We start from the raw sequence: 13958 nt of genomic DNA, 5'->3' as shown, positions 1-13958 counted from the left end.
TCCGACCGGTCAGTCGTCCGCGCTGGTGTCGTCCCCGGTCTCCACCGCGTCGCGGTCGATGCCGGCACCCGGAGTCGGCCACTCGACGTCCTCCAGGAAGTCGACGCCCATCTTCTGTGCCGCCCGCGAGATGAGGTGTGCGCCGGTCGGCGCGGTCAGGAACAGGAAGACGATGCCGACGAGGGCCTCCAGTGCGACGCCCTGGCCCTCGAAGTAGACGACGCCGGCGACGAACATCGAGGCGGCACCGAGGGTGGTCGCCTTGCTGGTCGCGTGCATCCGGTTGTACACCGTAGGCAGGCGGATGAGGCCGATGGTCCCGACGAGCAGGAAGAAACTGCCCACGAGGACCGACACCGCGATGACGGCGTACTGGAGCGTCTCTACGAGCGTCATTCGATGATGTCACCCTCCGTGACGTAGCGCGCGACGGCGATGGTACTGATGAACCCGATGATTGCGAGCACGAGGCTCACGTCGACGAACAGGCCCTTCGCACGGATCATCGCCCAGAGCATCGCGATGGCGACGACGTTCGTGCCGATGGTGTCGAGCGCGACGACGCGGTCCGGCGTCGTCGGCCCCCGGACGACGCGGTACGCACACAGGAGCGTCACCGCGCTGGCGACGAACAGTCCCACGTTGAGGACCGCCGTGAACCACCAGGGTGCGCCGGCCAGGTCAAGCATCGTCCGCACCTCCGTCGGGGTCGGGGACCGGCGACCCGGGAGAGAGGCGCTCGTCGAAGATGACGAGCGCGTAGTCCTCCCAGCGCCGGATGGGTTCGATGACCGCCTCCTCGTCGGTGGCGGCGAGCGTGTGTACGAACAGCGAGTTCCGGTCTTCGTCGTAGTCCATGGTGAGCGTACCGGGTGTGAGCGTGATGGAGTTCGCGATGGTCGTGATGGCGACGGCCGTCTCGACGCGCAGTGGCACCTCGATGACGTCCGGTTCGATAGGCATCGACGGCGAGAGGACGCGCCAGGCGACGTCGACGTTGGCGGTTATCAGTTCCCAGAGGAACAGGGCGAGGTAGACCGCCGCCGCAGGAATCACCGAGGCCGCGCGTCGGACGCCGTAGCGAGGGGCGTACATCCGGCGGAACGCGTAGGCGGTCGGCACGCCGACGGCGAGTCCGATGAGGAACTCGCCGACGGCGAGTCCGGGGTCGTCGACGAAGTGAACGCCACGGACGAACAGCCACAGGAAGGCGAGGACGACGCCGATGGCCGGCCACTTCCTGACGCCGCCGTCGCCCTCTGCGTCGTCGCCGGCGACGGCGTAGGTCTCGTCGTCGTCCGCGTCGGCGCCCCGGTCGGATTCGGGCGACGGTGCGGCGGTCGGTTCCTCCGAGTCGTGGACCTCGGTCCGGTCCGTGTCGTCCCCGGTCATCAGTGGTCACCTCCCTCGCCCGTGACGAGTTCCGGTTCGAGACCGACGGCCTCGACGTAGCGGTCGGTGCCGAGCGCGGCGTCCGCCGCCTCTATCGCCCCCTCGACCACCGGGTCGAACGCGACGCCGACGACCACGATGGAGAGGGCGAGCAACAGCACGACGGCGACCTGTCCGGTCGGTCTGGCCGCCGCCGCGACCGCCTCGCTCTCGGCACCCCAGAAGCCCCGGTTCCAGGCGCGGGTGAAGTACGCGATGGTCAGTATCGCACCGGCGAGCGCCAGTGCGATGCCGGCGGCCGACCCCGACGCGACGGCGGCATCGAACACGAGGAACTTCCCGAAGAAGCCCAGCAGCGGCGGGATGCCGACGAGGCCGAGGCCGGCGATGAAGAACGACGCCGAGAGCACCGGCATCCGACCGGCGAGTCCTCCGAGTTCGTCGAACTCGATGGTGCCGACGGACTCGTAGATGGTCCCGCTGACGAGGAACAGCGTGCCCTTCGCGAGCGCGTGGTTCAGCGAGTATACCAGCGCGGCGGCGATGCCGAGTACCGCCACCGACCCGTAGGGCGCCGGCGCGCTCCAGCCCGTGACGACGCCGTGTGCGGCGAAGGCGAGGGGGAGCACGATGAACCCGACCTGTCCGATGCTGGAGTACGCCAGCAGGTCGTCGACGTCGTCTCGGTTCACCGCAGCGGTGCCGCCGACGAGGATGCTCGCCCCGCCCATCACGAAGAGGACGGGCCCGAAGAACGCCAGTATGGAGTCGCCGGCGAGTCCCGGGAACGAGAGGTCCAGCGGCGCGGCGTTGGCGAAGACGGTGAAGTACAGCCTGACGATGGCGTAGATTCCGACCTTCTTCACGACGCCCGCGAGGACGGCCGAGACCGGTGCGGGTGCGGCGCGGTAGGCCGCCGGCACCCACCACTGGAACGGGACGATGCCGGCCTTCAGCGCGAAGACGACGAACAGCACCGCCGAGAGTCCGAGCACCGGCACCAGCGAGACGCCGAAGCTCGCGGGGTCGGCCAGTCGCCGGGCGAGGTCGGCCATGTTCAGCGTCCCCGTCGTCGCGTAGAGGCCGCCGATGGCGAGCAGCATGAGCGCGCTCCCGACGAGGTTGAGCACCACGTACTGGAGCGCCGCCTTCGTGTGTTCCGGGCCGGAGTAGAACACGACGAGGACGTAACTCGACATCAGCATCACCTCGAACCAGACGAACAGGTTGAACACGTCGCCGGTGAGGAACGACCCGGTGACGCCGACGAGCATGAAGTGGTACAGCGGGTGGAACGAGACGCGCTGGGCCGTCTCGTCGAGGTACAGGATGGCGAACGCCAGCGCCCCGACGGAGACGACGGCCGCCAGCGCGAGCATGAACGCCGAGAGGTCGTCGGCGACCAGCGTGATGCCGAACGGTGCGGCCCAGTCGGAGAGCTGGTACGTGAGGACGTTGGCGACGCCGTCCGGTCCGCCAGCGTCGGTCTTGACGCGCCAGACCAGGGCGGCGACGGCCGCGGCGTAGCCGACGCCACCGAGTGCGCTGACGACCACCTGTACCCGCCGGGACCGGTGTGCGACGAGCGCCGCGATGGCCGTCACGAGGGCGACGAGCAGGGGCGCGACGACGACCTGTTCAACTGCCATCGGTCTCACCTCCGAGTTCGACCATGTCGATGGTTCCGTGCTCCTGGTACACCCGGTACGTGAGCGCGAGCGCGAACGCCGTCGTCCCGAACCCGATGACGATGGCGGTCAGGACGAGCGCCTGCACGAGGGGGTCGGTCACCGTCTCGGCCCCCTCGCCGTGGGGTCCGAGCACGGGAACCGTGCCCTCCATGATACCCATCGTCACCAGGTAGACGTTCGCGGACTGCGAGATGATGGTGACGCCCCAGACGACGCGGACCACGTCCCGGCGCAGGACGAGGAACGTCCCGAGTGCGAACAGCAGGCCGAGGACGGCCGCGAGGACGAACTCGGTCATTCGCTACCCACCACCGCGAGAATCGTCAGGAGGCCACCGACGACGACGAGGTAGACGCCGACGTCGAACACGAACGCGGTCGCCCAGTGGATGTCGAACAGCGTGCCGAAGACGAGTTCGGCCACCGGCCCACCGCCGAGGTCGTCGGGCGTGACGGTGTCGTCCGTCTGGGTCAGGAACGGCACGTCGAACAGCATCGCGGCGAGTCCGCCCCCCGCGGCGATGGCGAGTCCGACCGCGAAGAGGGACCGGTAGTACTCGACCACGCCGGGGCCTGCGGGGGTCTCCCCGGGGTCGTGGTCGAGTCCGAACACCGTCTCCTGGACGTACTCCATCCCGAAGACGATGTAGACGAGCGCGAACGCCGCCGCGGTGAGGACGCCGGCGATGAAGCCCCCACCCGGGAGGTTGTGGCCCTGTAGCAGCAGCGAGAACGCCGTGACCAGGATGAGCGGAAGCGTGATCCGCGCGACGGTCCGCGCGATGACGGTCGTATCGTCACCGTAACTCATCGCGTCTCACCTCGTTCCCGCAGGGCGACGAGCGTGACGACCGACAGCGCCGCCATCGCCACGACCGATATCTCTCCCATCGTATCGAAAGCGCGGAAGTCGACCAAGATTACGTTGACGATGTTCGACCCGCCGGCCTCCGAGTACGAGGCCCGGGCGAGTTCAGTCGCGATGGTCGACGGTTCGTCCGGGTGCGACGCCGTCGTCACCAGCACCGTGACTGACACGACCGCACCGACGGCGAGCGATAGCCCGGCGTCCCGGAGCACCCGATAGCGGTCCCACCCGCCGTAGAACGCCGGTAGCTTGTCGAGGACGAGCAGGAAGATGACGAGGACCAGCGTCTCGACGACCAGTTGCGTCAGCGCGAGGTCCGGTGCGTCCGCGAGGATGAAGAAGATGGCCACCATGAACCCGAGGATGGACAGCGTCAGCACCCCGGCGATGTGGGACGGCGCGCTCGTCACGGCGACGGCGGCGACGGCGGCCAGCGCGAGCACGAACACGACCGGTGGCTGGGTCGCCAGGTCCGCGGGTGGCATCCCGAGGCCGAACACGGCCCAGCCGAAGACGGCGAGTGCGACCAGCACGAGGACGCCGGTGACGGCCGTCGCGACGCGGAGCGACAGGTCGCTGAACACCGTCACGGCGGCGACGAGGACGACGACGGTCAGCAGCAACGGGAGGTACGTCTCGGGGTCGGTCGGGAGCGGTGGCTGGACGCCCGTCGCGTTGTAGCCGGCGAGCGTGAGGACGGCGAACCCGCCGACGACCCACGTCGCGTACGTCCGGAGCAACCCGTTCTGGACCAGGTCCCGGACGTCGGTGCTGGCAGGGTTCAGGCCCTCCGTCGCGTTGTCGTACCACCAGTTGGCCCGGACGGGCCCCCGGAGTAGCGACCGGATGCCGTCGTGGAGTCGGCCGTACTGTGGATACGTTATCGCGCCGACGCCGATGGTGATGGCGCTCATGACGGCCGCCGGGGTCGCCGACGTCGGCAGGTAGTAGTGGAACTCGACGTGTTCGGCACCGGCGGGCATGACGCTCTCGACGACGGCGCCGACGGACGAGTCGATGACCTCGATGGGTGCGCCGAACGTGCCCGTGATACCTCCGATGCCAACGACGGCGGCCAGCGTCGCCAGCACGGCCGGCGGCGCGAGCATCACCGCGGGCGGCGAGTGGACGTGTCCGAGTGCGTCCGGTTTCTCGCCGAAGAAGAGCATCAGGAACCGGATCGAGTAGAGGAACGTGAAGATGCTCCCGAAGACGGCGACGACCGGGAACAGCCACGCGAGGCCGCCGGTCGTCTCGGCGGCGTGGTACGTCGCCTCGAAGAGGAACTCCTTGGAGTAGAAGCCGTTGAACGGCGGCACCCCGGCCATCCCCAGCGCCGCGACGGCCGCGACGACGGCCGTTATCGGCAGGTCCTCGCGCAACCCTCCGAGTTCGTCGATGGCGCGCGTCCCGGCCTCGTGGGCGATTATCCCGGCGACGAGGAACAGCGTCGCCTTGAACAGGGCGTGGTTCAGGATGTGGAAGGCGCCCGTCTCGGCCCCGAGCGCGTCGCCGAACCCGAAGCCGGCGACGATGAGACCGAGGTGCGAGGCCGTCGAGTACGCCAGCAGTTCCTTGATGTCCGTCGCGGCGACGGCGAGGATGGCCGTGACCGTCATCGTCAGCAGGCCGAGGACGGCGAAGAGGTCCGTCCAGGACCCCGCGAGCGCGCCCATCTCGGGGCCGACGAACAGCGGCCGCATCCGGCCGACGAGGTAGACACCCGCCTTGACCATCGTCGCCGAGTGCAGGAACGCCGACACCGGCGTCGGCGCCTCCATCGCGTTCGGCAACCAGACGTGCAGCGGGACCTGTGCGGACTTGGCCGCCGCGCCGACGCCGACCAGTCCCAGCACGACCATGAGCAGGCCCTCCGACGCGAGCGCGTCACGGACGAGGCCAGCGTTGGCGAGTATCGACCCCTCGCCCGAGAGGGCCCACGTCGCCTGTCCGAGCGCGTCCGCGGTGACCGCGTGCAGGACGACGAACCCGACCAGCATGAACAGGCCGCCGGCCACCGTGATGAGCATCGACTTCCGTGCGGCGTACTGCGAGGCCGACTCCTCCGTGTAGTGCCCGATGAGGACGAACGAGGTCAGGCTGGTCAGTTCCCAGAACAGGAACAGCGCGACGAGGTCGCCGGCGAGGGCGACGCCGAGCATCGACCCCATGAACGCGAGCAGGGTGGCGTAGTACTTCGCCTGCCCCGGTTCGCCGTGCATGTACCCGCCGGAGTAGGAGAGGATACAGACGCCGACACCGCTGGCCAGCGTCGCGATGAGCAGTGCGAGCCCGTCGACGTAGAACCGGAGGGCGACGTCGAGGGTCGGAATCCAGTCGACCTCCACCGCCCCGTGCGTGCCGTAGAGTCGCACGACCAGTCCGAGACAGACCAGCGCGATGGCCGCAGCGAAGTACGCCGTGCGCTCGCCGAGGACGCGATAGACGAGTGGGACTACCGCCGCCCCCAGAAACGGCAGTCCGACGAGGGTGAGGAGGACCGCAAGGTCCGGTGTCATAGCTAGTCGAGTAAAACGACAAGCCGGACTTAATTGTTCTTAAACAGGCCAACACCGGGTTCGGGAGTACGAAACATTATGTGGGCCGCGGGTACAGGGTTGGGTAGAATGTACGGCGAAGGCGACGACCCAGGGGAGATGCAGTACCGGGCACTGCAACGGGGTGAGTATGCCTGACAGGACCGCCGCGAGCGACGAACGCCTGAGAGTCATGACGGACGGCGGGCTCTCGAAAGGCGAGATATTCGACGTGCTTCGGAACCAGCGACGCCGGTTCGTCCTCCAGTATCTCAAACGACGCGACGAACCGGTCGAACTCGGCGACCTCGCGACGCAGGTCGCCGCCTGGGAGTACAACTCGCCCTGCGAGGAGGTGACCTCGGAGCAGCGAAAGCGCGTCTACACGACGCTCCAGCAGACCCACCTCCCGCGGATGGCCGACGCCAACATCGTCGAGTACGACCCGGACGAGGGCCTCATCCAGCCCACGCCGCGCACACGCGACCTCTCGATATACCTCGAGATCGTGCCCGGGAGCGAACTCCCGTGGCGGGAGTACTACCTCTCGCTGGGCGCGGTCAGTAGCGCACTCTGTACGGCGGTGTGGTGGGACGTCTACCCGTTCTTCCTGCTCCCGGACGTCGCCTGGGCGATGCTCATCGCGGTCACGCTGACCATCTCGGCGGCCATCCACATCTACTACGAGCAGAACATGCGACTCGGCGACCTCGAGATTCCACCGGAACTGGACATCGAGTAGCCAGACGAACGCTGTCGGGTGCGTCGCAACCTACAATCGCCACATTTTATTGCTGCTTCGCGTAGCTACGACATGGACAGACTCACGCAGTCCCTGCTCGAGGCGCCGATCATCGAGAAGAACGACTATCACTACTTCGTCCACCCCATCAGCGACGGCGTCCCCCAGCTCGACCCGCGACTCCTGCGCGAGATCGTCATCCGGATCATCCGGAAGGCCGACCTCGAAGACGTCGACAAGATCGTCACACCGGCCGCGATGGGCATCCACATCTCGACGGCGGTCTCGTTGATGACGGACATCCCGCTGACCGTCATCCGCAAGCGCAAGTACGGACTGGACGGCGAGGTCGCGCTCGCCCAGCAAACCGGCTACTCCGAGAACGAGATGTACATCAACGACGTCCACGCGGGCGACCGAGTGCTCGTCCTCGACGACGTGCTGTCGACGGGTGGGACGCTCGCGGCCGTGCTGGGCGCACTGGACGAGATAGGTGCCGACGTGGTCGACTGCGTCGCCGTCATCAAGAAGGTCGGCGGCGAGAACAGGATAGCCGAGTCGCCGTACTCCGTGAAGACCCTCGTGAACGTCGACGTGGTCGACGGCGAGGTCGTCATCGTCGACGAAAACGGCGACGACTAAATCGGTACTGGACGACCCCCGCCGTCTGTCCGGTCTAGTTCGCGTCGCTGCCGACGCGGGGGTCGAGGACGGTGTAGCCGACGTCCTGCAGGAAGTTCCCCACGATGCCGACGAACGCGACGACCATCGTGACGCCGAGGATGAGTGGCAGGTCGCGCGCGCTGACTGCACCGATCATGAGGCTGGCGAAGCCGTCGATGTTGAACACCGCCTCGATGACGAAGATGTTCAACACGAGCACGCTGAGCATGTCCGTGAAGAACAGCGAGAGCAGGGGTATCGCGGCGTTCCTGAGGACGTGCCTGGCGACACGCAGCGGGCCGGCGCCCTTCGCCCGGGCTATCTTCACGAACTCGGTGTCGACGTACTCCAGGGACTCGGCGCGGGTGTAGCGCAACTGACCCGCGAGTAACGAGGTCGTGAGCGTGAATATCGGGAGCAGGTAGTACTTCTGTGTCGTGTTCAGGTCGGGCATCGGCACGACCCCCTGCCAGAACGTCAGCTGGAACGTCGAGAGCTGGCTCGCGTCGATGGGGTACGGGAACCCGATGAACGAGTGCTGTGCGACGACGGCGTTGAACAGGATCGCCGCCAGCCAGAAGTTGGGGATTCCCAGTCCGACGTACGCGAGCGTCGTTACGAACCGGTCCTCGAAGGTGTGCTGTCTGAACGCCGAGAACAACCCGAAACTGATGCCGAGGAAGGTGGCGAGCACGACGGCCGGGACCAGGTAGTACAGCGTGTACGTCACCCTGTCCTGGATGACGTCCAGGACGGGTTGTCCGGTGCTGAACGAGAGCCCCCAGTCGCCGGTCGAGATGCCGACCATCCACTTCACGTACCGGTCCTGTACCGGTTCGTCGAGGTTCCGGGCCTCGCGGTAGGACTCGACGGCCTCGGTGATGTTCTGTCCCGTGTTCGAGGCGTGGTACGCGACCTGGCCGACGTTCGGGTCGTTCGTGAGGGCGATGACGCCGAACGCGACGCTGACGACGAGATACGCGGAGAAGAGGGCGAACGCGGCCCGGCGGGCCAACTTCCACCGCATGCTCACGTTGGAATCACCCCACTCGAGCGACCCTGGTCCAGTCGTTGCATCGACTGCAGGTGTCGGACCCGAGCTAATAAAGTGGGGGGACGTCCGAACCGGGGCCGGTCGAAACCGTGAGACGGACCGGCGACGATATGTAAAGGACCGATTTGAGCAACTGATGGGTTTTTATATGCATGGGCGGACGGTTCGAACAAGATGGCAACTGGGTATCGTGCCTGTTCGATGGTGGGGACACGCGACTACGGTTGGGGGGCCGATCGATGGCGACGAGTGACGTAGACGGCGGCGCCCGGTTCGAACAGGTCGACTGGAACACGGTCGACCCGTCCGGACGGGCGGTCGGACTCCGGTCGCGGCTGTTCCTGCTCTGCGTCGGCGTCGTGCTCGCGGCACTCGCGTACGACTACTTCGTCGCGGCACCCGACCCGCTGTTCGAGAACGTCGGCCTGGAGGAGGGCCTGCAGGACCCGTTCACGTGGGACGTCAGGGGCATCGACTGGCTGTTCGTGCTCTCGTTGCTCGTGTTCGGGTTCTACGTCCTCTATCCGCTGTACGAACACGCCGACCGGACCCGGCAGTACCTCGACGAACTGACCAACAACCGGGCGGCGACGTTCGCACTGGCCTACCTCACGTGCTTCTTCTTCTTCGGGCTGTTCGGGACGATACTCGTCGGCCGACCGAGCGTCGACGTGTTGCGGTCGTCGAAACCGCCGGTGTCGTTCGCGACGCCGGGGTCGTTCGACCTCGTCGTCGCGACGGTGGCGGTCCCGACCGCCCGAATCGACCTGTTCACGCTGCTCGTGCTGGTCTCGGTCGGTGCACTGCTGACGTGGTCGCTCCTCGCGAAGGTCGACCGGGACCGCGAACTCGACGCCTTCGGCGACATCGCGGGCGTGTTCGGCCGCGTCGGACTCGGCTTCGTCGCCACGTTCTCCCTGGTCGGGACGGTGTTCGCGGTGTTTCCGGTGGCCGACTACGGCGTGGCGGCCGGCATCGGTACAATCGTCGGCGTCGGGTGGGCGGTGCTGTGGCTCTCGCGCTCCGACGTCCCCTTCGGCGTCGAGCACGTCCGGGCCGCTGCGGTGGTCCTGACCGCCTTCGCCGGCGTCTTCCTCGTCGGGTTCGTCGTCGTCCAGACCGTCGTCTACGACTTCTTCCAGTTCGACCCCGTCGGAAGCGGCGTCGTCTCGACGTCCTGCCCCGACTACGCCTCGGCCGGCCCGGGGCAGTGCTACGGGACCTGGGACTACCCCCTGGGGTCGACCCGGTACGGACTCGGGATGATACCCGTCATCTTCAGCGGGATGCGCGTCTCCCTCCAGGTCGCACTCATCTCCTCGATGCTCATCGTCCCGCTGGCCACGATGGTCGGTACCGTCGCCGGGTACGTCGGCGGCGTCGTCGACGACGTGCTGATGAGTTACGTCGACGTCCAGCAGACCGTCCCGGCGATAATCGTCTACATGATCGCGATCCACGTCTTCGGACGGAGCCTGTTCGTCCTCGTCGTCGTGTTCGGGTTGCTCTCGTGGGGCGGCGCGGCACGACTCGTCCGCTCCGAGGTGCTCCAGCGACGCGAGGAGGACTTCGTGACGGCCGCCCGAAGCGCGGGTGCCGGCCACTGGCGGGTCATGTTCCGGCACGTCCTGCCCAACGTCTCGAACACGGTGCTGACCTCCGTGACCCGCCAGATACCACAGCTCATCCTCGCCGAGACGGCTATCGCGTTCCTCGACCTGAACGACATCATGCTGATGTCCTGGGGCGAGACCATCGCCAGCCTGCTGAAGTTCCTCCCCGACGGCTGGTGGATGTCCACGGAGGTCGTGGTCGTCCTCGCCGTCACGGTGCTGTCGTTCAGCGTCCTCGGTGACGCCCTCCGCGACGTACTCGACCCGAGAGGTGATTCCTAGATGTCACTCCTGGAAGTTCGTGACCTCGAGGTCACGTTCGACACCGACTCCGGTACCGTTCACGCGGTCGACGGCGTCTCGTTCGACGTCGACCACGGCGAGACAGTCTGTATCGTCGGCGAGTCCGGGTCCGGCAAGACGGTGACGAGTGAATCCATCACCCGACTCGTCCCGGAACCCCCGGGCACGGTCACGGCCGACCGGGTGACGTTCGACGGCGAGGACGTGACCGTGCTCCCGAAGAAGCGCCTCCGGAAGCTACGCGGGGCGCGCATCGGCCACGTGTTCCAGAACCCGCAGGGGTCGCTCAACCCGGTCTACACCGTCGGTCGCCAGATCGCCGAGGCCATCCGCCTCCACGAGGACGTCTCGAAGGAGACGGCACGCGAACGGGCAGTCGACCTGCTCGACAGGGTCGGCATCCCGAAGGCTGGCGAGCGGTTCGACGACTACCCCCACGAGTTCTCCGGCGGGCAGAAACAGCGCGTCGTCGTCGCCATGGCCATCGCGGCAAACCCCGACCTGCTCGTCGCCGACGAACCGACGACGGCACTCGACGTGACGATACAGGCCCAGATACTCCGACTCCTCCGCGACCTGCAGGACGAACTCGACATGGGCATCCTGCTCATCACGCACGACCTCGGCGTCGTCGCCGAGGTGGCCGACCGGGTCGTCGTCATGTACGCGGGGAAGGTGATGGAGACGGGCGACGTGTTCGACGTGTTCGAGAACCCGTCGCACCCGTACACGAAGGCGTTGCTGGAGTGTCTCCCAGGGAGACGCGACGGGGCAACCGGCATCGACGGGACCCTCCCGGACCCGAAACACCCGCCAGACGGCTGCCGGTTCGCGGACCGGTGTCCACACGCCGTCGACGCCTGTCGCGAGGGCGACCAGCCGCCGCTCGTCCCGGTCGTCGGCGACGATCACGAGGCGGCCTGCGTCTACTACCAGGCGGGCTACGACGCCTCGGTCCTGCGTGACCAGGTCGACGAGGGCGCTCCCGACGAGGACACCTACGCCGACGGAGGTGTGTCACGATGAGCGACGCCGGACGCGACCCCATCCTCACGGTCGAGAACCTGACGAAGTACTACCCCGTGACCGAGGGCCTGTTGCGCCGCGAGGTCGGCCAGGTGAAGGCCGTCGACGGCATCGACTTCACGCTCTACGAGGGCGAGACGCTCGGTCTCGTCGGCGAGTCCGGGTGTGGCAAGTCCACCGCCGCCACCTCGCTCCTCCGACTGGAGGAACCAACCGACGGGTCGGTGTACTATCACGGCGAGGTGCCGGACGAAGACGACGACTCGGTCCTCTCGAAACTGCGGGCGTTGCGCCGCGAGGGGGCGGACGAGCGTACCCCGAACGACGTCCTGGGCTTCTCGTCGTCCCAGCTCAAGCGGTTCCGTCGGAAGGCACAGATGATATTCCAGGACCCGACGAGTTCCTTCGACCCGCGTATGACCGTCGGGGACAGCGTGGCCGAACCGCTCGTCATACACGGACTGGACGACGCCGAGCGTCGCAGCGACGTCGTCGAGGACCTGCTCGAACGGGTCGGTCTCTCGGCCGAGGACTACGACCGCTACCCACACGAGTTCTCCGGCGGGCAGAAACAGCGCATCGCACTCGCCCGGGCGCTCGTCGTCAACCCCGAGTTCGTCGTCGCAGACGAACCGGTGTCGGCGCTCGACGTCTCCATCCAGTCCGAGATACTCACCCTGATGGACGACCTGCAGGACCGCTTCGGCCTGTCGATGCTGTTCATCAGCCACGACATGGGCGTCATCCGGGAGGTGTGCGACCGGGTCGCCGTGATGTACCTCGGCGAGATCGTCGAGGTCGCACCCACCGGCGAACTGTTCCGGAACCCACAGCACCCCTACACGCAGGCGCTCCTCGCGTCCATCCCGACACCGGACCCGAGACAGCGCGGCCTCGGCATCGAACTCACCGGCGACGTCCCGAGCCCGGAGAACCCGCCCTCCGGCTGTCGGTTCCACACGCGCTGTCCGAAGGTCGTCCAGCCAGACGGCCTCGACCTCCCACAGGAGCAGTTCCGCCGCGCGCTCGACTTCCGCTACCAGGTCGACGAGGGCGAGGTCGACGCCGAGGGCGCCACGGAACTCGCACTGGCCCGGACCGGCGACGCCGACAGTCCGGCGGACCTGACGCGAGCGGACCGACGGCGTGCGCTCCGTGACGAGTTCGACCTCCCCGACAGCCTCGACGACGACGCGGCCGAGGCGGCCCTCGACGCGGCGGTCGACGGCGTCCTCGACGGCGACCTCGACGCCGCCGCCGACGCGCTCGGCGAGACGTTCACGACCGTCTGCGAACGGGAGACGCCGGCGCTCGAACGCGTCGACGACGAGCACGTCGCCGCCTGCCACCTCGGCGACGCCGTCGACGCCGTCGACGCGCCGGCCGAGGAGACGGCGGCGGACGACTAGTCCTCGCGCACCCGTCGCAGGACCGCCGCGGCGAACTCGCGGTCGAACGTCTCCGTCGGCAGGTCGTGGAACCAGTCCGCGTCGACGATGTGTTCGTCGTCCTCTCCCAGGTCGTCGCCGACGGCCGTCGTCCTCGGCGTCGTCTCGAAGTGCACGACGACGAACGAGCGCGACCGGCCCTCGAACCGTCTCTCGTGTTCCACCGTCGCGTGCGGGCGCACGGGGTCGACCGGGACGCCGGTCTCCTCGCGGAGTTCCCTGATGACCCCCTCGCGGAGCGTCTCGCCGGGCCTGACGGTCCCGCCCGGGACCACCCACTGGCCGTCCTGCTCGTCGTAGACGAGCAACACGCGCCCGTCGTCGTCGAGCGTCACGCCGACGGCCACCCACCCCATCGAGAACGCCTCGTTGTCGCCCATCGCCGCGAACGTCTCGGCGTCGACCTCCCCCACGTCGTGTTCTTCGAGCAGGTCGTCGTACCGGTCCCGCGGGTCCTGCACGTCCATAGCCGCAACTGGTCGCACCATCGACAAAACGGTTCCGTGACGTGGGCAGCAGTTCCGACGGGGCGACCGACCATCGGTCGCCACCTGCTCCGGTTACGTTCGAGGCCACCGATACGGGTCGCTCCTCGCGTGGGTAGCGTCAGAACGTAGCGGGA

Annotated in this window: 14 protein-coding genes; 5 read left to right on the top strand and 9 right to left on the bottom strand. The window is 67.6% G+C overall.

Annotated elements, in window-relative coordinates; all coding sequences use genetic code 11:
* Positions 1–9 precede the first annotated feature (9 nt).
* The 7 genes from mnhG to mbhE are packed head-to-tail and all read right to left on the bottom strand — an operon-like array spanning position 10 to position 6469.
* Positions 10–396, bottom strand: coding sequence for a monovalent cation/H(+) antiporter subunit G (gene mnhG / locus ACSC1W_RS03895; protein WP_435345549.1), 387 nt, complete (start codon positions 394–396; stop codon positions 10–12).
* Entirely contained in the window at positions 393–689 is a 297-nt protein-coding gene (locus ACSC1W_RS03890; RefSeq protein WP_435345548.1) for an MrpF/PhaF family protein, read from the bottom strand. Before ACSC1W_RS03890 ends, mnhG begins: the two co-directional genes overlap by 4 nt.
* A complete protein-coding gene (locus ACSC1W_RS03885; RefSeq protein ID WP_435345547.1) occupies positions 682–1392 on the bottom strand; it encodes a Na+/H+ antiporter subunit E in 711 nt (236 codons plus the stop codon). The genes ACSC1W_RS03890 and ACSC1W_RS03885 overlap by 8 nt, the downstream gene beginning before the upstream one ends.
* Positions 1392–3041, bottom strand: coding sequence for a complex I subunit 5 family protein (locus tag ACSC1W_RS03880; protein ID WP_435345546.1), 1650 nt, complete (start codon positions 3039–3041; stop codon positions 1392–1394). The genes ACSC1W_RS03885 and ACSC1W_RS03880 overlap by 1 nt, the downstream gene beginning before the upstream one ends.
* Positions 3031–3381 (bottom strand): sodium:proton antiporter, encoded by a 351-nt coding sequence (locus ACSC1W_RS03875; RefSeq protein ID WP_435345545.1) that lies wholly within the window; start codon positions 3379–3381, stop codon positions 3031–3033. Before ACSC1W_RS03875 ends, ACSC1W_RS03880 begins: the two co-directional genes overlap by 11 nt.
* Positions 3378–3893 carry an MnhB domain-containing protein gene (locus ACSC1W_RS03870; protein WP_435345544.1) on the bottom strand — a complete coding sequence of 172 codons (516 nt, stop codon included), beginning with the start codon at positions 3891–3893 and terminating at the stop codon, positions 3378–3380. The genes ACSC1W_RS03875 and ACSC1W_RS03870 overlap by 4 nt, the downstream gene beginning before the upstream one ends.
* A complete protein-coding gene (mbhE, locus tag ACSC1W_RS03865; RefSeq protein ID WP_435345543.1) occupies positions 3890–6469 on the bottom strand; it encodes a hydrogen gas-evolving membrane-bound hydrogenase subunit E in 2580 nt (859 codons plus the stop codon). The genes ACSC1W_RS03870 and mbhE overlap by 4 nt, the downstream gene beginning before the upstream one ends.
* A 169-nt stretch (positions 6470–6638) precedes the next feature.
* On the opposite strand from mbhE, the gene ACSC1W_RS03860 reads away from it, so the two are divergent.
* Together ACSC1W_RS03860 and hpt are read left to right on the top strand one after the other, a co-directional pair.
* Complete coding sequence (locus tag ACSC1W_RS03860; RefSeq protein ID WP_435345542.1) at positions 6639–7229, top strand: DUF7344 domain-containing protein; 591 nt, start codon at positions 6639–6641, stop codon at positions 7227–7229.
* Positions 7230–7301: 72 nt separating this feature from the next.
* The gene (gene hpt, locus ACSC1W_RS03855; RefSeq protein WP_435345541.1) at positions 7302–7871 is read left to right on the top strand and encodes a hypoxanthine/guanine phosphoribosyltransferase; all 570 of its coding nucleotides are present in this window, start codon (positions 7302–7304) and stop codon (positions 7869–7871) included.
* 34 nt (positions 7872–7905) lie between these two features.
* Here the strand turns inward: hpt and ACSC1W_RS03850 are convergent, their stop codons facing one another.
* Positions 7906–8919 carry an ABC transporter permease gene (locus tag ACSC1W_RS03850; protein ID WP_435345540.1) on the bottom strand — a complete coding sequence of 338 codons (1014 nt, stop codon included), beginning with the start codon at positions 8917–8919 and terminating at the stop codon, positions 7906–7908.
* 266 nt (positions 8920–9185) lie between these two features.
* On the opposite strand from ACSC1W_RS03850, the gene ACSC1W_RS03845 reads away from it, so the two are divergent.
* From ACSC1W_RS03845 to ACSC1W_RS03835, 3 genes are read left to right on the top strand one after another with little or no spacing between them, the layout of a single operon-like run.
* Positions 9186–10841, top strand: coding sequence for an ABC transporter permease (locus tag ACSC1W_RS03845; protein ID WP_435345539.1), 1656 nt, complete (start codon positions 9186–9188; stop codon positions 10839–10841).
* The gene (locus ACSC1W_RS03840) at positions 10842–11888 is read left to right on the top strand and encodes an ABC transporter ATP-binding protein (protein WP_435345538.1); all 1047 of its coding nucleotides are present in this window, start codon (positions 10842–10844) and stop codon (positions 11886–11888) included. It abuts the gene before it with no gap.
* A complete protein-coding gene (locus tag ACSC1W_RS03835; protein ID WP_435345537.1) occupies positions 11885–13297 on the top strand; it encodes an ABC transporter ATP-binding protein in 1413 nt (470 codons plus the stop codon). Before ACSC1W_RS03840 ends, ACSC1W_RS03835 begins: the two co-directional genes overlap by 4 nt.
* Here the strand turns inward: ACSC1W_RS03835 and ACSC1W_RS03830 are convergent.
* On the bottom strand, positions 13294–13803 hold the full coding sequence (locus tag ACSC1W_RS03830; protein ID WP_435345536.1) for an NUDIX hydrolase: 510 nt from the start codon (positions 13801–13803) through the stop codon (positions 13294–13296). The two genes, ACSC1W_RS03835 and ACSC1W_RS03830, sit on opposite strands and share 4 nt — an antisense overlap.
* Between the last annotated feature and the right edge of the window lie 155 nt (positions 13804–13958).

This window comes from Haloarchaeobius marinus, assembly GCF_051207415.1.
In the GTDB taxonomy this organism is placed as follows: Archaea; Halobacteriota; Halobacteria; order Halobacteriales; family Natrialbaceae; genus Haloarchaeobius.
Note: the sequence above shows the minus strand (reverse complement) of the source record. Positions and strands in the feature narration are given on the sequence as shown.

Bases quoted from the DNA above. Each gene is read 5' to 3' on its own strand.
- mnhG (WP_435345549.1), bottom strand. From the start codon at position 396: ATGACGCTCGTAGAGACGCTCCAGTACGCCGTCATCGCGGTGTCGGTC.
- ACSC1W_RS03890 (WP_435345548.1), bottom strand. From the start codon at position 689: ATGCTTGACCTGGCCGGCGCACCCTGGTGGTTCACGGCGGTCCTCAAC.
- ACSC1W_RS03885 (WP_435345547.1), bottom strand. From the start codon at position 1,392: ATGACCGGGGACGACACGGACCGGACCGAGGTCCACGACTCGGAGGAA.
- ACSC1W_RS03880 (WP_435345546.1), bottom strand. From the start codon at position 3,041: ATGGCAGTTGAACAGGTCGTCGTCGCGCCCCTGCTCGTCGCCCTCGTG.
- ACSC1W_RS03875 (WP_435345545.1), bottom strand. From the start codon at position 3,381: ATGACCGAGTTCGTCCTCGCGGCCGTCCTCGGCCTGCTGTTCGCACTC.
- ACSC1W_RS03870 (WP_435345544.1), bottom strand. From the start codon at position 3,893: ATGAGTTACGGTGACGATACGACCGTCATCGCGCGGACCGTCGCGCGG.
- mbhE (WP_435345543.1), bottom strand. From the start codon at position 6,469: ATGACACCGGACCTTGCGGTCCTCCTCACCCTCGTCGGACTGCCGTTT.
- ACSC1W_RS03860 (WP_435345542.1), top strand. From the start codon at position 6,639: ATGCCTGACAGGACCGCCGCGAGCGACGAACGCCTGAGAGTCATGACG.
- hpt (WP_435345541.1), top strand. From the start codon at position 7,302: ATGGACAGACTCACGCAGTCCCTGCTCGAGGCGCCGATCATCGAGAAG.
- ACSC1W_RS03850 (WP_435345540.1), bottom strand. From the start codon at position 8,919: ATGCGGTGGAAGTTGGCCCGCCGGGCCGCGTTCGCCCTCTTCTCCGCG.
- ACSC1W_RS03845 (WP_435345539.1), top strand. From the start codon at position 9,186: ATGGCGACGAGTGACGTAGACGGCGGCGCCCGGTTCGAACAGGTCGAC.
- ACSC1W_RS03840 (WP_435345538.1), top strand. From the start codon at position 10,842: ATGTCACTCCTGGAAGTTCGTGACCTCGAGGTCACGTTCGACACCGAC.
- ACSC1W_RS03835 (WP_435345537.1), top strand. From the start codon at position 11,885: ATGAGCGACGCCGGACGCGACCCCATCCTCACGGTCGAGAACCTGACG.
- ACSC1W_RS03830 (WP_435345536.1), bottom strand. From the start codon at position 13,803: ATGGACGTGCAGGACCCGCGGGACCGGTACGACGACCTGCTCGAAGAA.